The following is a 20,104-nucleotide window of genomic DNA, read 5'->3' as shown; positions in this document are numbered from 1 at the left end:
TTGAGCAGGTGCAGGGCTGCAAGCCCTGCAAAAACACAATCAATCCGAATCCTGCGCCCGCGCCGCCTCCGCCTGCGTCTCTTCCTGCGCCGCCATCTCGCGCGCAATCCAGGCATCGATCATGTGCCGCTGGCGCTGCACCCTGCGTCGCTCAAGTGTGTATTCCTGGTCCAGTACCCGGTACAGCGACACCATCACCAGCACCATCAGCAGCGCGAACGGCAACGCCGCGATCGTGATCATCCCCTGCAGCGCATCCAGGCCGCCGGCCAGCAGCAGTGCCCCTGCAATCAGCGCGATGCCCACGCCCCAGGCCAGCTTGCGCTTCAGCGGCGGATCGCCCGCTTCGTCGGTCGACATGCTGGCCAGTACCAGCACCGCCGAATCGGCCGAGGTCACGAAGAAGATCATCAGCAGCACCAGCGCGATGCACGACAGCAGCAACGGCAGCGGCATGCTGTCGAACAGGGTGAACAGCACGGTCTCGTAGCCATTGCCCAGCGCCTGCACCAGATCGGCATGGCCGAAGATCTGCGACCAGATGGCCGTGCCGCCGAACACCGAGAACCAGAAGAAGCCCAGCAGCGTCGGTGCCAGCACCACGCCCACCACGAACTCGCGCACGCTGCGCCCGCGCGAGATGCGGGCGATGAACGAACCCACGAACGGTGCCCAGGAAATCCACCACGCCCAGTAGAAGATCGTCCAGTCGGCCACCCACGTGCTGGACGAGAACGGCGACATGCGCAGGCTCATCGTCACCAGTTGGTTGAGGTAGGACCCCAGCGTGGTGGTGAACGTGTTGAAGATCGCACCGGTCGGGCCGAGCACCAGCACCAGCGCCAGCAGCAACGCCGCCAGCGCCAGGTTGAAGTTGGACAGCCACTTGATGCCCTTGTCCACGCCACTCAGCGTGGAGGCCATGTACAGCACGAACGCTACCGCGATGATGGTCAGCTGCAGGGGCACGCCGGCATGTAGGCCGAAGATGCGCTCCACGCCGGCGCCGATCTGGATGGTGCCGAAGCCCAGCGTGGTGGCGACGCCGATCGCGGTGGCGACGACGGCGGCGATGTTCACCACCTTGCCGATCCAGCCGCGGTGGTGGCGGCCGATGATCGGCTGCAGCATGTCACTGACCAGGCCGCGGCCATTGCGGTTGAACTGGAACCAGGCCATCGCCAGGCCGATCAGCGCGTAGATCGCCCACGGGTGCAGGCCCCAGTGGAAGAACGCGTAGCGCATCGAAGCGCGCGCCGCTTCCATGCTTTCAGGCGCCAGCCCTTCCGGTGGCTTGCTGAAGTGCGAGATGGGTTCGGCCGCGCCCCAGAACACCAGGCCGATGCCCATGCCGGCGGCGAACAGCATCGACATCCAGCTGGCGCGCGAGAATTCGGGTTCGGCATCTTCGCCGCCGATGCGCAGGTTGCCGAAGCGGCCGAACGCCAGGTACATCAGGAACACCAGCGCGAGGAACACCACCAGCAGGTACAGCCAGCCGATGCCGCGGATGAGTTCGCCGAGGATGCTCTGCACGACGCTGTTGAAGGGGCCGGGAGCCACGCCGGCGAGCAGCACCAGCAGCAGGACCAGTGCAATGGAAACGCGAAACACCATGAAGGAGCTTCTCCGATCAAGGGATTGAGGGGAGCGAGCCAGAGCTTGCAGCGAGTGCCGCGCATGCGGCACCGCATCACGTTACTGAACGGAATGTCATCGTTCCGTTAACGACGGTCGCTCTGTGTTCTAATGCGCGGCAAGAAGCGGGGGTACCGCGGCCTGGTGGTCGCGGTTGAGATAGTCCCTTGGAACCTGATCCGGCTCATACCGGCGTAGGGAAGCTTTGCAGTGCAGCCGTGCCCGGAGTCCGCCCAAGGACCGTCCGGGCGCGGTGCGCAGTGCGCCGCCGCTTCGTCCCTGACCTTTCTGGACGATGCCCGATGAACGCACAGCTTTCCGCCCTGCAGCAACAGGCCCAGCAACTCTCCGCCTCGGTGACCGAGCCGATTGCCGGTTCGCGCAAGATCCACGTGCCCGGCTCACGCCCGGACCTGCGCGTGCCCATGCGCGAGATCGTGCTGGCGCGCACGCCCGCGTTGTTTGGCGGCGGCGAGAACGCAGCGGTCACCGTCTACGACACGTCCGGCCCGTACACCGATCCAGAGGTGCAGATCGATCTCTCTGCAGGGCTGCCGACGTTGCGCCGTGGCTGGGTGGAGGAGCGTGGCGATACCGAGCAGCTTGATGGCTTGAGCTCTGCGTTCGGCCGTGGCCGCGAGCAGGATGCAAAGCTCGACCCCGTGCGTTTCCCGGCGCGCAGCCTGCCACGGCGTGCGCGTGCTGGTGCCAACGTCACCCAGATGCATTACGCGCGGCGCGGCATCATCACGCCGGAAATGGAATTCGTCGCCATCCGCGAAAACCAGCGTCTGGAAGCGATCCGTGATGCAGCGCTGCTGCAGCAGCATCCGGGGCAATCGTTCGGCGCTGCCATCCAGAACATCATCACCCCCGAATTCGTACGCGATGAAATCGCCCGCGGGCGCGCGGTGCTGCCCAACAACATCAACCATCCGGAAAGCGAGCCGATGATCATCGGCCGCAACTTCCTCACCAAGATCAACGCCAACATCGGCAACAGCGCGGTGTCCTCGGGCATCGCCGAAGAGGTGGAGAAGCTGGTGTGGGCCATCCGCTGGGGCGGCGACACCGTGATGGACCTGTCCACCGGCAAGCACATCCACGAAACGCGCGAGTGGATCATCCGCAACTCGCCGGTGGCGATCGGTACCGTGCCGATCTACCAGGCGCTGGAGAAGGTCGACGGCCGCGCCGAAGCGCTGACGTGGGAGATCTTCCGCGACACGCTGATCGAACAGGCCGAGCAGGGCGTGGATTACTTCACCATCCACGCCGGCGTGCTGCTGCGCTATGTGCCGCTCACCGCCAGCCGGGTGACCGGCATCGTCAGCCGCGGCGGCTCGATCATGGCCAAGTGGTGCCTGGCGCACCGCAGGGAAAACTTCCTCTACACGCATTTCGAAGAGATCTGCGAAATCATGAAGGCCTATGACGTGACCTTCTCGCTGGGTGATGGACTGCGCCCTGGCTGCATTGCCGATGCCAACGACGCAGCGCAGTTCGGCGAGCTGGAAACGCTGGGCGAACTGACGAAGATCGCCTGGAAGCACGATGTGCAGACCATGATCGAAGGCCCTGGCCACGTGCCGATGCAGCTGATCAAGGAAAACATGGACAAGCAGCTGCGCGAATGCGGTGAAGCGCCGTTCTACACGCTGGGGCCGCTGACCACCGACATCGCGCCGGGCTACGACCACATCACCAGCGCCATCGGTGCGGCGATGATCGGCTGGTTCGGCACGGCGATGCTCTGCTACGTGACGCCGAAGGAACACCTGGGATTGCCCAACCGGCAGGACGTGCGCGACGGCATCATGGCCTATCGCATCGCGGCGCATGCGGCAGACCTTGCCAAGGGCCATCCCGGTGCGCAGGTGCGCGACAACGCACTGAGCAAGGCACGCTTCGAGTTCCGCTGGGACGACCAGTTCCACCTCGGCCTGGATCCGGAGAAGGCCAAGGCCTTCCACGACGAAACGTTGCCGAAGGATGCACACAAGCAGGCGCATTTCTGTTCGATGTGTGGCCCGAACTTCTGCTCGATGAAGATCACCCAGGATGTGCGCGACTACGCCGAGGCCGGTTGGCAGCGGTAGCGCCAGGCCATGCCCGGCGAGCGCAGCGGCTTGTGGAAACCGCCGGGCATGGCCCGGCGCTACCACCACGCATCCACGCCGCACCGGCTATCCTCGCGCCATCGACCAGGGGAAGGACGCCATGCCCGTTGCCATCACCACCCGCTGGCTGGCCATCGCACGCCGTCATCCTTCCGCCTGGTTGCTGGGTGCGCAGCTGATTGCCGTGCTGCTGTACCCGGCGCTGGATGACACCGCAGGCGGGCGTGCCGCACTCGGCGTGTTCGGCATGGCCGTGCTCGGCCTTGCGCTGTGGGTGGTGCAGCGCAGCCCGCTGGGAACCTGGCTGGCGCTGGTGCTGGCCATCCCGTCAGTGGTGTTCTCCATCGCCGGTGCGCTGCTGGACCGCCCGGCGCTGGGCACCACGGCGCAGCTGCTGGAAAGCCTGCTGTATTTCTATACGGCAGGCGCGTTGATCGCCTACATGCTGCAGGACCACAAGGTCACCCGCGATGAACTGTTCGCTGCCGGTGCCACGTTCACGTTGCTCGCGTGGGGATTCGCGTTCGCATTTGCAGTGTGCCAGCAGTGGTATCCGGGCAGTTTCCAGGGCAGCGGAGAGGGCCCTCAACGCACGTGGATGGAACTGCTTTATCTGAGCTTCAGCTTGCTGTCCGGGGTAGGGCTCAGTGACGTGGTTCCACTGCATCCGCAGGCACGCGCATTGGTCATGCTGGAGCAGTTTTCCGGGGTTATGTACGTCGCTCTGGTGGTTTCGCGACTGGTCGGCCTGACCATGATCCGACGGCTCTGAAAATGAACGTCAGATAAAAATTTCGCGCCCAAAAGGGCGCGAATGATGTTGCTGCTTATGTGAATGCGTCGGCGAGAGAGAGCCTGATGTCGTCCACGCGTAGGCGAGGTAACCTGCATAGGCTAATATTCGTCGGCTTGGTTTTTTTTGCGGTATGCGCTGATGCTTTTTGCGGAATCTGGCTTCTCGCTGTGCCCCGGACTGAGTGGTATCGACCCATCGTTGTTTCCGTGGCCCGTTTCAAACCTGTAGCAGCAGATGACCAGCAGCGAAACCCTGCCGCCTGAAGCCGATCGCATACGCATCGGCGATTGCACCGTGACATTGTCCTCGCGAGAGGTCGATGTCGTGGGAGCGCGTCGTCCGCGTCGGCTGACGCCGAAGGCGTTGGGCGTGCTTCGCGTGCTGCTGCGTCAACCCGGGCGCGTGGTCACGCGCGAAGAACTGTTCGCCGAAGTGTGGCCGGATACGCTGCCGACCAACGATGTGCTGACCCAGGCCGTGACGCAGTTGCGCAAGGCGTTCAGCACCGACCAGGACAACGGCCAGGCGTACATCGAAACCATCGCCAAGACCGGCTATCGATTGCTTGTACCGGTGCAGGTGCTGGTCGATGCAGCGCCGGAAGGCGCTGAAGACGCAACGCCGCCGCTGGCCGAAGCCATCGATGCTGCGCTGGCAGCGCCGCCGCCTGCTGCGCAGTCGCTGGCACGCCGTCGTTGGCGTCACTGGCGCCGGCGCCTGCTGCTGGCGCTGGGCATTGCCATGTTGCTGGCGTTGCTGGTGATGACCGTGCTGCTGGTGCGGCGTCCGTCGCCGGTGAGTTCGCCGGTGGATGCCGCCGTGGAAGATGGCACGCGCGTGATCGGCAGCCCCGAGCGCCCGTACCGGCTGATCACCGCAACCGCTGGATTCGAGACCTATCCCACGCTGTCGCCGGACGGTTCGCAGGTTGCCTATGAAGGCGCCAACGAGGACGGCAAGGGCGGCAACGCGATCAAGGTGCAGACCTCCGGCAATGCGCCGGCGCGCCAGCTGCTGTCGCCGCCGGAAGGTGCCAACGATCGTTTCCCCACCTGGTCGCCGGATGGCCGCGAGATCGCCTTTGCGCGTTTCGGCGCTGGCGGCAGCTGCCAGGTGCTGGTGGCCAGTGCCACCGGCGGCGCGCTGCGCCAGGCCACCCGCTGTGATGGCACCGAACTGCTGAGCTTCGACTGGACGCCTGATGGCCGTGGCCTGGTGTTCGGCAGCATGGTGGGCCGTTACGCCCATCGCGGCATCCGCGTGCTGGACCTGCCTACCGGGCAGTGGCGTGCGCTCGATTACGCCGTGGACGAGGACGATTTCGACTACGCGCCGCGTTACTCGCCGGACGGCCGCTGGCTGGTGTTCGTGCGCAACCCGCAGCTGGGCGATCTGTGGCGTGTGCCGGCTGCGGGCGGCACGCCCGAGCAGTTGACCAACGAGGCAGCGGAACTGCGCGGCTGGGCCTGGCTCGGCGATGGCCGCAGCATCGTGTTCGGCCGCCGCGTGGACAGCGAAGCGCGCCTGTACTACCTGGACGTGGCACGGCGCACCCTGCGTGATGCCGGCCTGGATGATGCGCAGTGGCCGGCGGTGTCCCGACGCGGCGACATGCTGGCCTTCGTCCATCGCCGCGCTCAGTTCGGCGTGTTCAGGATGCCGTCGACCGGCGCCAGCGTGCGCCTGTTTGCCTCCAGTGGACGTGACGGGCAGCCGATGCTTGCCCCCGATGGCCACCAGATGGTCTTCAGTTCCGACCGTTCCGGCAGCTTCGCGCTGTGGTGGGCGGACCTGCAGCGGCCTGATTCGCTGCGGCCGATCGAAGGGCTGCGCCCGGAAGGCCGGCAGGCGCCGGACTGGTCCGAGGACAGCCGCCAGGTGCTGGTGGTAGGCCGCGATGAGCATGGCAAGGCGGTGGTCTATGAGATCGCTCCCCGCGACGAGCGGCTGCAGCTGCTGCCGGTGCCGGTCGAGCAGCCCCTGCAGGTCCTGTATGGGGCGGCGCCGGACCAGCTGCTGGTGCTGGAGCGTGATGCGGACCAGCACACCCGCTTGAGCCTGTTCGACCGCAGCAGCCAGCCGTGGCGGCGCCTGGCCAGCCTGGAAGGCGTGTCCCAGGCCCGCTTCGACCGCAGCGGCGGGCGCGTGGTGTTCACCCGCTTGGCCGCAAGCGGGCTGTGGTCGATCGATCCGGCCCTGGCGCCGGACAGCGTCCAGCAGATCAGCCAGGACCGGCCCAGCCGTTGGCGCTACCGGACCTGGACCGTGGCGGGGCAGGGCGGTGTTGATTACCTGGGCACGAGCAATGCCTGCGCCACCACGCTGGTGCGCATGCGCGATGGCCAGGAGCAGCCGGAGCGCTGCCTGGATGCGCAGCGGCTGAGTGCTGGCAATGGCCTGAGCGCCAGCGCCGATGGAAACGACCTGTATCTCGCCCTGGCGGTCAGTGACGGCGCCGACATCGGCGTCATGCGGCTGCCCCGGCAGCCGCCGCCGCTGTTTCCGGCCTTCGGCAAGTTCATGATTTTCAAAGAGAATGGGCCTTCGTAACTTCTTCGTGGGGATCTCGTCGCGAATTCGTGGCGATCTCGTCAGACTTTCCTGACGCGGAGGCACCTGATTAGGCAAAACGGTGGCCTGTACTTGGCAAATCCGTGGTGCCTCCATGCGTCAACTCTCCCTGGCCGATCGCGGCCAAACCGTGTCCCTCGACAAGGCCATCGACGATGTTTCGCCGACCTGTCTGGGCGTGGCCCGTCTCGGCAGCCTGCAGACCTCCGGCACCAGCTTCACGGTGTGGATGCAGGTGCGTGGCACCTCCTGGGTCGAGGCGAAGGAAGGCCGCTTCCGGCTGCGCCAGGGCGAATGGATCGCGTTCGAGAAGGAATCGCGCCCGCTGGTGCAGGCCGGCCGCAACGGCCTGTGCGTGGGCCTGAGCCTGAACGCCGAAGCGCTGCGCGTGCTGGCCGAGATGGCCGACTGCGGCCTGTACGCAGGGCGCGGCCGGATGAGCCGCAGCGACGCCCGTGTCGGCCTGCGCCTGTGGCGTGATGCGCTGGCCAATGGCCTGCCGGCGCCGGCACTGCGCCCGCTGCTGCTGCACCTGGCCGGCCTGCAGCGCAGCATGGCGGACAACGTGCAGCGTTGCCCGGGCCGCTCGCGCAGCCGCAAGCGCCAGGTATTCGGCCGCATGCAGCGCGCCCGCCTGTACCTGGAAGGCAACAGCCACCGCGTGGTGCGCATCGGCGAACTGGCCGAGCTGACCAACTTCTCCAGCTGGTACCTCTCCAAGACCTTCCAGAGCCTGTACGAGGAAAGCCCGCAGTCGCTGTCCGCACGCCTGCGCCTGGAACGCGCCGCGGACCTGCTGCGCGACACCGACATGATGGTGGGCGAGGTGGCCGCCGCCAGCGGCTTCGACAACTGCTGCAGCTTCGCCCGCGCCTTCCGCGCGCGCTATGGCACCTCTGCTTCGCGTTTTCGTGAAAACGGCGCGAAGCTTCCGCCACAATCGGCAAAGTCTCCGGGTGTGTCGCGCAAATACAGCGCTGCAACGCAATCGTAACGTGCTGGGGTGTTTTAACACGCTGCTAACACGTACCTTGGAGAGATTGATGAACTTCCGTAATCCCGCAGTGCGTCTCGGCCTGCTGCCGGCCGGCATTGCGCTGGCGCTGACGCCTGCGTTTGCTTCCGCCCAGGAAGCGGCTTCTGGCACCACCGACCTCGATCGTATTTCGGTCACCGGTTCGCGCATCCGCGGCGCCGCCATGGAGACGCAGCAGCCGATCCTGACGATGACCCGTGAAAGCCTGGAAAAGCAGGGCTTCTCGAGCGTCGCTGACGTGCTGAACAACCTCACTTCGGCCGGCTCCCCGGCCATTTCCCGTTCGGAGTCGCTGGCTTCGGGCGAGAACGTCGGCGGCTACTACGTCGACATCCGCAACCTGGGCGCCGAGCGCACCCTGGTGCTGATGAACGGCAAGCGCCTGGGCGCTTCCACCGCTGGCCTGCAGGACCTGAGCCAGATCCCGATGTCGGCCGTTGAGCGCATCGAGATCCTGAAGGACGGCGCGTCCTCGATCTACGGTTCGGATGCCATCGCCGGCGTCGTGAACGTGATCACCCGCAAGAACTTCGACGGTGGCGAAGCCCAGGTCTACGTTGGCCAGTACGGCAATGGCGACGGCGACACCGAAACCTATTCGATGACCCTGGGTGCCCGCGGTGAGCGCGGCAGCCTGACCCTGTCGGCCGAATACAACAAGCAGGATCCGGTGTGGGCCAAGGACCGCTGGTACAGCCGTGACGGCTCGCTGGGTCCGAACTCGACCTCGGCTGACTGGAGCCCGATCAGCCAGAACAGCACCTGGTGCAACCCGACCCTGTACGACTGCTCGCGCACGTCCAAGACCGCGGTGTGGCAGACCCTGAACCAGGGCGGCGACCCGACCAACGCAGCCGACTACCACGAGCTGACCGAAGACGAGTACTCCAACGCCAACCAGCAGATGACCCTGCTGACCGGCGTGAAGCGCAAGTCGGTCTACATCAACGGCACCTACGACTTCACCGATTCGATCAGCCTGAACACTGACCTGCTCTACAACGAGCGCCAGACGTTCCAGCAGATCGCCGGCTACCCGTACCAGTCCAATTCGACGGACATCAACACCCCGCTGAGCGGCAGCAGCGCCTTCAGCCCGGTTAAGGGCCAGGACGTCAGCTTCCGCCGTCGCCTGTGGGAAGTGCCGCGTACCACCGACAGCCAGCTGAAGACCCTGCGCTTCGCGCCGACCGTCAGCGGCTACTTCGACTTCGCCGGCAAGACCTTCGATTGGGACGTCGGCGCACTGTGGAACCGCAACGAGTCGATCAAGACCAACCGCGGTGACATGAGCCTGATCGGTGCCCGCCAGGCACTGGGCGCTTCGTACATCGACGACAACGGTGTCGCCCAGTGCGGCGTCAAGGGCGTGCTGGACCCGTCGCTGTCGGGCTGCCGCCCGTGGAACCCGCTGCTGCCGTACGGCGTTGCAGGCCAGGGTTCGCTGGCTGACCAGGAGCTGCAGGACTTCCTGTTCCCGACCTTCACCACCCGCGGCATCACCAAGACCACCAGCTTCACCGCCAACCTGGCCGGTTCCATCGTGACCCTGCCGGCCGGTGACCTGGGCTTCGCCCTGGGTGTCGAGCACCGCAAGGAAGAAGGCAGCTACGTGCCGGACGCCTTCGCACAGTCGGGCCAGTCCACCGGCCTGGGCCAGAAGCCGACCCGTGGTGAGTACGATCTGAACGAGGTCTACCTCGAACTGAACGTGCCGCTGCTGGCTGACGTGGCCTTCGCCAAGGAACTGACCCTGAACGTTGCCAGCCGTTATTCGGACTACAGCAACTTCGGTGGCACCACCAACAGCAAGTTCGGCCTGACCTGGCGTCCGATGGACGGCCTGCTGGTCCGCGGCACCTACGCCGAAGGCTTCCGCGCCCCGACCATCAGCGACCTGTACGGTGGCCTGAGCTCGAGCTTCGAGTCGTACATCGATCCCTGCGGCATCACCGCTCCGGGCTCGGTCAACGGCAACGCCGCGTGCAACGCCGGTGGCGTGCCGGTGGGCTACACCCAGATTGGCCAGGGCAACAAGGTCTGCTCGACCCTGCCGTGCCAGTCGGGTGACCAGTTCGTCTCCGGTGCCAACCCGAACCTGAAGCCGGAAACCTCGAAGAGCACCACCTTCGGCCTGGTGTGGAGCCCGCAGTTCGTGCAGGGCCTGGACCTGTCGCTGGATTGGTACAAGTACGAAATCAGCGACATGATCATCGCTGACAGCGTCGACCGCATCCTGCGTGACTGCTACGTGCTGGGCAACTCGGCCCGTTGCGCGGACGTCGTCCGTGCCGATGACGGCCACGTCAGCGCCATCACCTACGGCACCGCCAACCTCGGCAAGATGGAAACCGAAGGTTACGACCTGGGTGTCAAGTACCGCCTGCCGGAGCTGGCCATCGGCCAGTTCAACATCGACTGGACGACCAGCTACATGTCCAAGTACGACGAGCAGGGCCAGAACGCTGCAGGCAACAACATCATGATCGGTCGTGTCGGCGAAGCCGGCCTGTTCCGCGTGCGTTCGAACCTGGGCGTCAACTGGCAGTACGGCGATTTCGGCGTGAACTACACCGCTCGCTACTACTCGGGCATGAAGGAAAGCTGCATCGACACCGGCGAGTTCTGGTGCAATGCGCCGAACCACTACGCCAATGGCGAGGCTGATCCGCTGCGCAAGACCGGCTCCAACACCTTCCACGACCTGCAGGTCAGCTGGAAGGCACCGTGGGATGCCACCATCGCCCTGGGCGCCAACAACGTGTTCGATCACAAGGGTCCGCTGATGTACTCGGCCCCGAACTCGTCGTTCGCCTACTACGGTGGCTTCGACGTGGGTCGCTTCCTGTACATGAAGTACACCCAGCGCTTCTGATCCATCGAAGCGTCGCAATAGGTACGTAGTAGAGGAGGGCGGGCCGCAAGGTCCGCCCTCTTTCGTTGTGCGGCGCCTGCCGTGTGGCACGCGCCCATGAAAAAAGGGCAGGCCTCGCGGCCTGCCCCCTGGTCTTTGCCCGCGCCGCCAGGCTCAGGCTTCGGTCGGTACCAGCCCCATCAGGCTGTTGGCATGCTCGCGCCACTGCGGCAGCTTGTTCAGCACGCCGGCACGCTGCAGGTAGTCCTCGTCCACCGGCTCGCCGTTGACCAGCGCCAGGGCCACGTGCACCGCACCGGTCACCCAGAAGCTGCGCGTGTTGGCACGCTGCGGCTGCAGGTGGAAGGCCACTGCTTCGATGATCGGCATCGGCAGGCCCCACAGGCCCAGCAGATAGGCACCGGCCTCGGCATGGCCGGGGCGCGGATCGTCGGCCAGCGCCGGTTCGCTGCGCTCGTTGCGCACGCCCGGCAGCAGCAGGCCGATATCGGCCAGCAGGGCGGCCGTCGCGCCCAGCTCGGCACTGGATTCGGGCAGCAGGCGCGCGGCAAGGCGCGAGGCCATCAGCGCGCGCTGCTGCAGCGAATTGCGCTCGGCAGTGGACAGCGTCGGTGCGGAAAACACTTCGCTGGCCAGCACCAGGTCACGCAGCGTGGCCAGGCCCAGGCGGGTCACCGCGGTGCGCAGGTCGGCAATGGTGCGGCCCTGGCTGAAGAACGCCGAATTGGACAGCTGCAGCACCTTGGCCGCGATCGCCGGATCGGCGGCAACCAGCTTGGCCACGTCGGCACTGTCGGTGTCGTCGTCATGTTCCAGCGCCTGGGTCAGGCTCAGGTACAGGTGCGGCGGCGAGGGCAGCTTCTCGATGCGGCCGATGGCATCGCGCAGGCGCGGGCTGTCCAGCACCTCGCGCAGCTCTTCCAGGCTGGTCAGCGCTTCCAGCAGCACTTCCGGCGCCAGCGGCAGCGGCAGGAAGCGGTGGGCCACGCCGATCAGGCGCGCCGGCGGCGGCCGGTTGCCATGCTGGGCATCGACCAGCGCGATACGGATGGTTTCAGGCCGCAGCGTGCGGATCTGGCCGAGCAACGTGGTTGCGTTGAGATCGGGCAGCTGCGGGCAGACGATCACCGCATCCACGCCCTGTGCAGCCACCGCGGTCATCGCAGTGTGGCCATCGACGGCGGTCAGCGGTTGCCATTCTTCCCCAAGATCGGCAATGAATTCGCTCAGCTCAGCCGGCAGGCTGGCTGAATCCCCAACTAGCAGAATACGCACGACACATTCCCCTGGCTGTCTCGACGGTGTGCGTCGATGACGTGTGAAGTGACGCAATTTACCTAATACGGCGCCAACAGTGATGGCCCGCAGTGTTGAAACGTGACCAGCATCGCTCCGGCGCGCAGCACCGGAGCGATCCTGTTCAGGCTCAGGCCTTGCTGTCGAGGTGGCGCTGGTGCGCCTCGATCAGGATCTGCTTGGCCTCGGCCGCGCCACCCCAACCGTCCAGCTTGACCCACTTGCCCTTTTCCAGGTCCTTGTAGTGCTCGAAGAAGTGGCCGATGCGCTCCAGCCAGTGGCTGGACACCTGGGCGATGTCTTCGACATGGGCGTAGCCGCTGAAGATCTTCGAGACCGGCACGGCCAGGATCTTCTCGTCGCTGCCCGCTTCATCGCTCATCTTCAGCACGCCGACCGGACGGCAACGCACGACCGAGCCCGGGACCAGCGGCAGCGGCAGCACCACCAGCACGTCGGCCGGGTCGCCATCGCCGCACAGGGTGCTCGGCACGTAGCCGTAGTTGCACGGGTAGCGCATCGGGGTCGACAGGATGCGGTCGACGAAGATCGCGCCGGTTTCCTTGTCCACTTCGTACTTCACCGGCTCCGAGTCCTTCGGGATCTCGATGATGACGTTGATTTCTTCCGGCGGGTTCTTGCCGGGCGAGACGAGTTCCAGACCCATGGTGTGCTCCAGGTGGGGGATGTGGACGGATAGCTGACCATTTTATGCCTTTGCCGGGCGCTGTGCAGGGTAGGGCAGCGCCGACCTTCGTAGTGGTCCCCGCCGGAGGTGCCGGAGCGGGGTTCCCCGATGGGGCCGGTGCGTGGGGCGGGGCAGGCTGTGGCTTCATTTCCGAGGAACGCCGCCATGACCTGGATACGCTGCTGTGGCCTTGCCGCCCTGTTGTCCGTTACCCCGCCGGCGCTTGCCGGCAGCCATGTCGATCTGATCGATTTCCCCACCAGCGAGGCCAACTGGGACCGCTTCTACGACCTGGAAGCCGCCCTGATGCACGGGTTTGACCGGATCTGCGCCGATACGATCTGCGCCGGTGACTACAGCAACTACCGGGTGATGCAGGTGCGCTGCGCGGTGCAGCGGCAGGCCGGCGTGGTCGACCGCTGCGCCTGGGTGGTGGCCGCCAGCGAGCTGCGCGTGCAGCCGGATACCGGCGAGGTGGAGGTGGACAATGGCCGCTGGGTCTGTCCTGTGGACCTGCAGCCGGGCGTACCGGTGGAACAGTTCCATGCGGTGCTGTCGGGGCCGGACGGGGTGGAGGCGCCATTCCCCGGCCTGGGCCGGGGCCTGTTTGACGGTCTGCTGGGATGCCTGCAGGGGCCCGGCAACCATGGGAGGGTGCAATGATGCGCGTCCTGCGATGGATGATCGGCCTGCCACTGTTCCTGGCAGGCGTGCCCGCCCTCGCCGGTGACCGTTACGTCGACGCCCGGCTGTATCCGGATCAGGGCAGTGGCTGGGAGCGCTTCCGCGGCGTTGAACGTGCACTGGTGGCCGGCTTCGACGACGTCTGCGGCGACACCTTCTGCGAAGGCGAGTACTACAACCTGCAGGCCATGCGCCTGCGCTGTTCGGTGGAGCGGGCCAGTGGCCAGGTGGCGGGTTGCACCTGGACGTTCGCGGGCAGCAACACCTCGGTGCTGGATGACGGCAGCATCGAGGTGGATCTGCGCAGTTATGCCTGCGTGCTGCCGCTGGCGGAGGGCACGCCCCTGGAGAGCCTGCTGCACGCGCTGGAAACGGTGCCGCCACGGGATTCCATCGACGTGCCGCTGCCCGGTACCTCGACCAGTGTCTACGACGCGCTGGTCGATTGCCTGTAGGCCCGGCAATCGATGCAAACGTGACTGATTCGCATTTACGGAGTAGCATGCGCGCCGCCCCCGTCTGTCCCGTCCTCCGCGCATGCCTTCCAATGCCGCCACCCTCACCGAACTGCTGATCCGCGAACGGCCGGCGCTGCTGCGCCGGGTGCAGCGCATCCTCGGCGGCGACAGTGGTGCCGAGGATGTGATCCAGGCGGTCTGGTTCAAGGCGCGTGGTGTCGACAACCAGCAGTGCATCGACAACCCGCGGGCCTACCTGTACCGCCTGGCGATCAATCTGGCCACCGACCATGGCCGCGAGTCGACGCGCCGCAACCGCCTGCTCGCCGAGCACTACCTGTGGCAGGAGGAGGACGAGGTGTCCACCGAAGACCAGGTGATGGCCCAGGATGAGCTGCAGCGGGTGCTGGATGCCGCCGGGCACCTGCCCGAGCCGACCCGCACCATCTTCCGCCTCAACCGGCTGCAGGGGCTGACCCAGGCCGAGATCGCCCGCCGCCTGGGCGTGTCGGTCACCACGGTGGAAAACCACGTGCGCAGCGCCCTGGCCCGGTTGGCCTGGGCCCGCGAGGGTCGATGATCAATCGCCCTTGGGGGCCGCTGCACGACGAACGTCTTGATCCACGGGCCGCAGTGCGGTTCCGTCCTTTCCACTGCGCCTGACCGCGCCCGCCTGCCAGCCGATGAGCCCGCACTCCCCTTCCAGCGCACGCGCAGACGACCCCGTGGCCGAACAGGCCCGGGACTGGATCGTGTTCCTGGCGTCCGGCGAGCACAGCGATGCGCGCATGCAGGCGTTCGAGCAGTGGCTGGCGCAGCCTGGGCATCGTCGTGCCTTCGAGCACGAACGGCGCCTGTGGCGCAGCCTCGGCGCGTCGCCGGTGGCAGTGGCCACAGCCGCAACGCTTCCAGCGGCGCGTGGGCGTGTGCGTTCCCGCCGCCGCCTGCACTGGGCCGCCGCCGCAGCCGTTCTGGCGCTGCTGGTAACCGCCCCCGACGCCTGGCTGCGCCTGCAGGCCGACCATCGCAGCAACCACCAGGTGCAGGCGGTGCAGCTGCCTGACGGCAGCCGTGCAGTGCTCGATGCCGACAGCGCCATTGCCGTGCACTTCGATGCACGCGCCCGCCGTATCGAGCTGCTGCAGGGGCGCGCCTGGTTCGAGGTGACCCCGGATGCGCAGCGCCGCTTCAGCGTGACCGCCGGCAATGGCGTGGTCGAAGACATCTCCACCGCGTTCACCGTCGCCCGCCATGACAGCACGGTGGAAACCGAAGTGGGGCAGGGACGGGTGCGGGTGGCCAACCCGATCGATGGCGGCTGGACCTACCTGCAGGTGGGGCAGCGCGCGATGTACGGCGCACACAGCGGCGTGACCCGCCTGGCGGACGTGGCTGCCGACCGCGTCGGGGCCTGGCGCCAGGGCGAGCTGCTGCTGGATGACGCCACGGTGGCCGATGCCGTGCAGGAGGTGGGCCGCTATCGCCGTGGCCCGACCTTCGTGCGCGGTGACCTGTCGCGCCTGCCGGCAGTCAGCGCGGCCCTGCGCATCGACCAGCCGGAACAGGCGCTGGACACGCTGGCCGCGACTGCGGGCCTGCAGGTCACCCGCCTGCCCTTGGGCGTAGCCATCGTCCACCGGTAGATCCACGCCATGCGTGGATGAATCGATCGGCAACCCTGCAGCCACGCATGGCGTGGCTCTACTGGATCACGCACCGGTAGATCCACGCCATGCGTGGATGAATCGGCCTTGGGGTTCCCCGCGCCCCATTCGTCCTACCCAGCGAACGTACCCGCCGCCGCCACGTACGTCGTTGTGTCCGCGCCCCGCGCGGATGACGCCGCGCCCGCGGCTCCGTTCCCCTCACAGGTTTCCCATGTCCGACTTCCGTCGTCCGGGCCGCGCACCGCGCCCGTCCCGTCTGTGCATCGCCCTGCTCGCCGCTGGCCTGGCCGGCGCCGCGCCGACCGTGCTGGCCCAGTCCAGCACCACCGCGCCCGCCGCGCTGCTGCGCTTCGACATTCCTGCCCAGCCGCTGGATGGCGCGCTGCGCGCCTACATGCGCCAGTCCGGCGTGCAGGTGGCCTATCCGGCCACGCTCGGCAACGGCGTCACCTCGCAGGCGGTCAGCGGCACGCTGTTTGCCAGTGATGCGCTGTCGCGCCTGCTGCAGGGCAGCGGCCTGGTCGCGCGCCGGGTCGGCAGCGACGCGGTGACGCTGGAAGCGGCGCCGGCACAGGCCGGCAGCGGCGTCATCGTCACCGACACGCTGAGCGTGTCCGGCGAGCACATCGACGGCGGTGCGGTCAGCGACGAAGCGCGCCTGCTCGACAGCTACCGCAGCGTCGGTTCCACCACCACGATCAACCGTACCCAGCTGGAACGCTTCCGCGGCACGTCCAACGGCGACATCGTCAAGGGCGTGGCCGGCGTCACTGCGGGCGATCCGCGCGTGGGCAACGGCTTCGACGTCAACATCCGCGGCATCCAGGGGCAGAGCCGCGTGCCGGTCATCATCGACGGCGGCCAGTCCAGCATGGACACCTACCGTGGCTACGCCGGCCAGTCGCAGCGCACCTACCTGGACCCTGACCTGATCTCGCGGCTGACCATCACCAAGGGCCCGAGCCTGCAGGCCAACGCCTCCGGCGGCATCGGTGGCGTGGTGGAAATGGAAACGCTGAACGTCGATGACGTCCTGCGCGAAGGCCGCGATGTCGGCGTACGCGTGCGTGGCGGCCTGGCCAACAACAGCGCCAACAACCTGCCGGGCTACGACGCCTCACCGCGCACCGACCGGGGCGCCAGCGGCAGCCAGTTCTTCAACGTCGCTGCCGCCGGCCATTGGGATCGCTTCGACCTGGTCGCCGCCTATGCGTACCGCGACAACGGCAACTACTTCGCGGGCAAGCACGGCTACGACGATTTTCCGCAGACGCGGCGCACGCTGGCGCCGCTGAACCCGCCGCGCACGGAAGTGTTCAACACGTCCTCGCGGTCGAAGTCGGCGCTGCTCAAGGGCACCTGGCGCATCGATGATGTGCAGACCCTGGAGCTGGGCTACCGCCGCTATGAAGGCACGGCGGGCGAGATCATGGCCTCGCAGATCATCCGCGTGGACCGCGACCGCGTGCCGCAGTGGGACCCGGGCCACGTCGACATGGACAGCTACAGCGCGCGCTACCGCTTCAACCCGGACAGCAACAAGGTCGACCTGCGCATCAACGCCTGGTACACCGATACCGACAGCGTGATGTACAACAACCTGACCGGCATCACCCCGTGGTACTACGACCGCCGCACCGAGTGGTACGACGCACCGAGCTTCAGCGGCAACCCCGGCTACAAGGACGCCTACCGCAATCCGCTGCGGCAGAAGCGCTTCGGCCTGGACGCCAGCAACACCTCGATCTTCGAGACCGGCGCCGGCCGCTTCACCCTCGACTATGGCCTGGCCTACAGCGACGAGGACATCGCGCCGGGCAGCTCCGGCCCGATCATGCACGACGACCTGGTCAACAACCGCTTCCTGCGCAATGCCGAGCGCAAGGAATACAGTGCGGTGGCCTCGCTGAAGTGGGCGCCGGACGAGCATTGGGAAGTGCAGGCCGGTGGCCGCTGGAACCGCGTGGACGTGCACGACCGCAACCGCCTGGCCACCCCGGACAAGTACGAGGTGCAGGGCCAGTACCGCTACACCGAACTGCTCAACGGCGACCCGAGCCTGCCGTCGTGGCGGGCCAAGCGCATCGCCCTGCTGAACTGGTACCCCGATGCCAACGGCAACTTCACCCAGGACTCGCTGCTGGCCTCGCCCTATGAGCGCGGTACCGTGGCCGACATCGGCGGCTGGAACTTCTACGACGCCGATGATGCCGAAGACCTGGAAGTGCCTGTCAGCTGGACCTGGTCCACGCCGATCCGCCGCCGCGACAGTGCCTTCTCGCCGACCGCCAGCGTCGCCTTCCGCTTCAGCGAAGACAGCATGGTCTACCTGAAGTACGCCGAAGGCACCAAGCTGCCGAGCCTGTTCGAGACCACCCTGGGGCTGTTCACCGCCGCCAGGCCGGTGGCCGAACTCAAGCCCGAACGTGCGCGCAGCTGGGAACTGGGCGCCAGCACCATCCGCCACGACCTGTTCACCGCCGGCGACCGCCTGGCGCTGAAGCTGGCCTACTTCGACACCCGCATCGACGACCTGATCACCCGCGACTACCGCACGCTGTCGGCTGGCCTGATCCGCAACGTCGACCAGTTCAAGGTGTCGGGCCTGGAGTTCCAGTCCAGCTATGACAGCGGCAAGCTGTTCGCCGACCTGTCGGCACACTACTACTTCAAGGCCAAGACCTGCGCACCGGACATCGCCGCCGAGCGTCGCGCCTATGGCGTGCAGCGCAGGATCGAGGAACTGGCCAACACGCCCGACTGCGTCGATGGTGGTTTCGAGGGTTCGTACTCCAACACGCAGAACCCGCCGCGCTACATGGTCAACCTGACCGTCGGTTCGCGCCTGTTCGACGAGCGGCTGACCTTCGGTACCCGCGTGGTCCACAACGCCGGCCCGATCAGCAAGCTGGACAAGGAATGGAACGTCGGCCTGTCGGCGATCCAGCAGCTGTACCGGCCGACCACCCTGGTGGACGTGTTCGCCAGCTGGAGCTTCAACGACCAGCTGTCGGTGGAAGCCAACGTCGACAACCTGACCGACCGCTACTACCTGGACCCGCTGGCCCTGGGCGTGATGCCGGCCCCGGGCCGCACCGCGCGCCTGGCGTTGACCTGGAAGTACTGACCGGCCATCCACGCATGGCGTGGATCTACTGAAAAAACCGGTAGCGCGGATCAGGCAGAAAGACGGTAGCGCCGGGCCATGCCCGGCGGATCAGGCAGAAAGACGGTAGCGCCGGGCCATGCCCGGCGGATCACGCAGATGAAACGGTAGCGCCGGGCCATGCCCGGCGTTCCCCTTGGCGCGCTTACAACCCGCGCGCGGCCTTCACCGCGTCTTCGTGCAGCGCTTCATTCAGTTCGTCCACCACGGTGCTCCAGGCTGCATCGGCCTGCAGCGATTCGGCCAGGAACTGGCGCTGCGCATCGCTCCAGTACGCGGCATCGGCCACTTCCACGCCGTTGGCCAGCTGGTGGCCGGCGATGAACCCGGCAATGGCCTCGGCGCTGGCGTCCAGGCCCAGCTGCAGGAACAGGTTGGTCATGCTCGGTTCGGTGGTGATCATCGGATGCTGCCTGGAGGGGAAAGGTAAGCTGCATTATCGACGCATGCCGCCTTGGGGGAACCCCCTCGTGGCACGTCTCATGATCGACGCTTCCCCCTGGCACCCCCGATGACCGCGACAACTTCCCCCGACGACAGCCGCAGCGTGCGCCTGAAGGCCGCCACCCGTGACAGCCATGGCGCGCTCGACAAGCGCATCATGGCCGGTGACATCTTCGCCGACCGTGCCAACTTCGCCCGCTTCCTGCGCGTGCAGTACCGTTTCCACCGCAGCATCGACGCGCTCTACGCCAGCCCCGCACTGGACGCACTGCTGCCGGCCCTCCACGAACGCCGCCGCCTGCAGCAGGTGCGCAACGACCTGCAGGATCTCGAGCAGACCCTGCCGGGCCAGGACATCGCGCCGTTGGCTGCGGACCTGCCGCTGCCGGCCGCGCTGGGCTGGCTGTACGTGGCCGAAGGCTCCAACCTGGGCGGCACGGTGCTGTACAAGATGGCCGCCGCGCTGGGCCTGGACCGTGATTTCGGTGCCCGCCACCTGGCGGCACACCCCGATGGCGCCGCCCGCCACTGGCGCGAGTTCACGGCGGCGCTGGACGCGGTGCCGCTGTCGGCCGAGCAGGAACAGCAGGTGATCGATGCCGCCGACGCTGCCTTCCGCAGCGTGCATGGCCATGTCGAAGTGGAATTCGGCGCATGAGCGGCCA

15 protein-coding genes and 1 riboswitch are annotated in these 20,104 nt (G+C 66.8%); of the genes, 11 read left to right on the top strand and 4 right to left on the bottom strand.

From position 1 onward, the window contains the following. Nucleotides 1–39: 39 nt before the first annotated feature. Complete coding sequence (locus tag AC3WL7_RS11525; RefSeq protein ID WP_492750339.1) at nucleotides 40–1,617, bottom strand: BCCT family transporter; 1,578 nt, start codon at nucleotides 1,615–1,617, stop codon at nucleotides 40–42. A 138-nt stretch (nucleotides 1,618–1,755) separates the two neighbouring features. Next, nucleotides 1,756–1,857, top strand: a riboswitch (TPP riboswitch). Between the two features lie 83 nt (nucleotides 1,858–1,940). On the opposite strand from AC3WL7_RS11525, the gene thiC reads away from it, so the two are divergent. The 5 genes from thiC (at nucleotide 1,941) to AC3WL7_RS11500 (ending at nucleotide 11,036) form a co-directional block, all read left to right on the top strand. After that, a complete protein-coding gene (gene thiC, locus AC3WL7_RS11520; protein ID WP_492750338.1) occupies nucleotides 1,941–3,737 on the top strand; it encodes a phosphomethylpyrimidine synthase ThiC in 1,797 nt (598 codons plus the stop codon). A 121-nt stretch (nucleotides 3,738–3,858) separates the two neighbouring features. Beyond that, nucleotides 3,859–4,530 carry an ion channel gene (locus AC3WL7_RS11515; protein WP_079223143.1) on the top strand — a complete coding sequence of 224 codons (672 nt, stop codon included), beginning with the start codon at nucleotides 3,859–3,861 and terminating at the stop codon, nucleotides 4,528–4,530. Nucleotides 4,531–4,788: 258 nt separating this feature from the next. Further along, on the top strand, nucleotides 4,789–7,104 hold the full coding sequence (locus AC3WL7_RS11510) for a winged helix-turn-helix domain-containing protein (protein ID WP_492750337.1): 2,316 nt from the start codon (nucleotides 4,789–4,791) through the stop codon (nucleotides 7,102–7,104). 115 nt (nucleotides 7,105–7,219) lie between these two features. Continuing rightward, nucleotides 7,220–8,119 carry a helix-turn-helix domain-containing protein gene (locus tag AC3WL7_RS11505; RefSeq protein WP_079223139.1) on the top strand — a complete coding sequence of 300 codons (900 nt, stop codon included), beginning with the start codon at nucleotides 7,220–7,222 and terminating at the stop codon, nucleotides 8,117–8,119. Nucleotides 8,120–8,168: 49 nt separating this feature from the next. Continuing rightward, nucleotides 8,169–11,036 carry a TonB-dependent receptor gene (locus tag AC3WL7_RS11500; RefSeq protein ID WP_492750336.1) on the top strand — a complete coding sequence of 956 codons (2,868 nt, stop codon included), beginning with the start codon at nucleotides 8,169–8,171 and terminating at the stop codon, nucleotides 11,034–11,036. 153 nt (nucleotides 11,037–11,189) lie between these two features. Here AC3WL7_RS11500 and AC3WL7_RS11495 read toward each other — a convergent pair whose 3' ends face one another. Continuing rightward, entirely contained in the window at nucleotides 11,190–12,311 is a 1,122-nt protein-coding gene (locus AC3WL7_RS11495) for an HDOD domain-containing protein (protein WP_492750335.1), read from the bottom strand. 151 nt (nucleotides 12,312–12,462) lie between these two features. Then, the gene (gene ppa / locus AC3WL7_RS11490) at nucleotides 12,463–12,999 is read right to left on the bottom strand and encodes an inorganic diphosphatase (RefSeq protein ID WP_005410935.1); all 537 of its coding nucleotides are present in this window, start codon (nucleotides 12,997–12,999) and stop codon (nucleotides 12,463–12,465) included. A gap of 186 nt (nucleotides 13,000–13,185) precedes the next feature. Here ppa and AC3WL7_RS11485 point away from each other — a divergent pair, with 186 nt between their 5' ends. From AC3WL7_RS11485 to AC3WL7_RS11465, 5 genes are all read left to right on the top strand, one after another. Continuing rightward, the gene (locus AC3WL7_RS11485) at nucleotides 13,186–13,683 is read left to right on the top strand and encodes a hypothetical protein (protein ID WP_492750334.1); all 498 of its coding nucleotides are present in this window, start codon (nucleotides 13,186–13,188) and stop codon (nucleotides 13,681–13,683) included. After that, entirely contained in the window at nucleotides 13,683–14,159 is a 477-nt protein-coding gene (locus tag AC3WL7_RS11480) for a hypothetical protein (RefSeq protein WP_492750333.1), read from the top strand. Before AC3WL7_RS11485 ends, AC3WL7_RS11480 begins: the two co-directional genes overlap by 1 nt. An 82-nt stretch (nucleotides 14,160–14,241) precedes the next feature. Beyond that, nucleotides 14,242–14,742 (top strand): RNA polymerase sigma factor, encoded by a 501-nt coding sequence (locus AC3WL7_RS11475; protein ID WP_079223135.1) that lies wholly within the window; start codon nucleotides 14,242–14,244, stop codon nucleotides 14,740–14,742. A 103-nt stretch (nucleotides 14,743–14,845) separates the two neighbouring features. Beyond that, nucleotides 14,846–15,805, top strand: coding sequence for a FecR family protein (locus AC3WL7_RS11470; RefSeq protein WP_492750332.1), 960 nt, complete (start codon nucleotides 14,846–14,848; stop codon nucleotides 15,803–15,805). Nucleotides 15,806–16,040: 235 nt separating this feature from the next. Beyond that, nucleotides 16,041–18,956 carry a TonB-dependent receptor gene (locus tag AC3WL7_RS11465; protein WP_492750331.1) on the top strand — a complete coding sequence of 972 codons (2,916 nt, stop codon included), beginning with the start codon at nucleotides 16,041–16,043 and terminating at the stop codon, nucleotides 18,954–18,956. Between the two features lie 184 nt (nucleotides 18,957–19,140). On the opposite strand, the gene AC3WL7_RS11460 is transcribed toward AC3WL7_RS11465, so the two are convergent. Further along, complete coding sequence (locus tag AC3WL7_RS11460) at nucleotides 19,141–19,398, bottom strand: DUF2789 domain-containing protein (protein WP_492750330.1); 258 nt, start codon at nucleotides 19,396–19,398, stop codon at nucleotides 19,141–19,143. A 108-nt stretch (nucleotides 19,399–19,506) separates the two neighbouring features. Between AC3WL7_RS11460 and AC3WL7_RS11455 the strand changes: the two genes are divergently transcribed. Beyond that, nucleotides 19,507–20,097, top strand: coding sequence for a biliverdin-producing heme oxygenase (locus tag AC3WL7_RS11455; RefSeq protein WP_492750329.1), 591 nt, complete (start codon nucleotides 19,507–19,509; stop codon nucleotides 20,095–20,097). The last annotated feature ends 7 nt before the right edge of the window (nucleotides 20,098–20,104 follow it).

This window comes from Stenotrophomonas sp. FW305-3-2-15-E-LB1 (genome assembly GCF_058787375.1).
The sequence above is the reverse complement of the archived record's forward strand: the minus strand, read 5'-3'. Positions and strand labels throughout refer to the sequence as shown.

Bases quoted from the DNA above. Each gene is read 5' to 3' on its own strand.
- AC3WL7_RS11525 (WP_492750339.1), bottom strand. From the start codon at position 1,617: ATGGTGTTTCGCGTTTCCATTGCACTGGTCCTGCTGCTGGTGCTGCTC.
- thiC (WP_492750338.1), top strand. From the start codon at position 1,941: ATGAACGCACAGCTTTCCGCCCTGCAGCAACAGGCCCAGCAACTCTCC.
- AC3WL7_RS11515 (WP_079223143.1), top strand. From the start codon at position 3,859: ATGCCCGTTGCCATCACCACCCGCTGGCTGGCCATCGCACGCCGTCAT.
- AC3WL7_RS11510 (WP_492750337.1), top strand. From the start codon at position 4,789: ATGACCAGCAGCGAAACCCTGCCGCCTGAAGCCGATCGCATACGCATC.
- AC3WL7_RS11505 (WP_079223139.1), top strand. From the start codon at position 7,220: ATGCGTCAACTCTCCCTGGCCGATCGCGGCCAAACCGTGTCCCTCGAC.
- AC3WL7_RS11500 (WP_492750336.1), top strand. From the start codon at position 8,169: ATGAACTTCCGTAATCCCGCAGTGCGTCTCGGCCTGCTGCCGGCCGGC.
- ppa (WP_005410935.1), bottom strand. From the start codon at position 12,999: ATGGGTCTGGAACTCGTCTCGCCCGGCAAGAACCCGCCGGAAGAAATC.
- AC3WL7_RS11485 (WP_492750334.1), top strand. From the start codon at position 13,186: ATGACCTGGATACGCTGCTGTGGCCTTGCCGCCCTGTTGTCCGTTACC.
- AC3WL7_RS11480 (WP_492750333.1), top strand. From the start codon at position 13,683: ATGCGCGTCCTGCGATGGATGATCGGCCTGCCACTGTTCCTGGCAGGC.
- AC3WL7_RS11475 (WP_079223135.1), top strand. From the start codon at position 14,242: ATGCCTTCCAATGCCGCCACCCTCACCGAACTGCTGATCCGCGAACGG.
- AC3WL7_RS11470 (WP_492750332.1), top strand. From the start codon at position 14,846: ATGAGCCCGCACTCCCCTTCCAGCGCACGCGCAGACGACCCCGTGGCC.
- AC3WL7_RS11465 (WP_492750331.1), top strand. From the start codon at position 16,041: ATGTCCGACTTCCGTCGTCCGGGCCGCGCACCGCGCCCGTCCCGTCTG.
- AC3WL7_RS11460 (WP_492750330.1), bottom strand. From the start codon at position 19,398: ATGATCACCACCGAACCGAGCATGACCAACCTGTTCCTGCAGCTGGGC.
- AC3WL7_RS11455 (WP_492750329.1), top strand. From the start codon at position 19,507: ATGACCGCGACAACTTCCCCCGACGACAGCCGCAGCGTGCGCCTGAAG.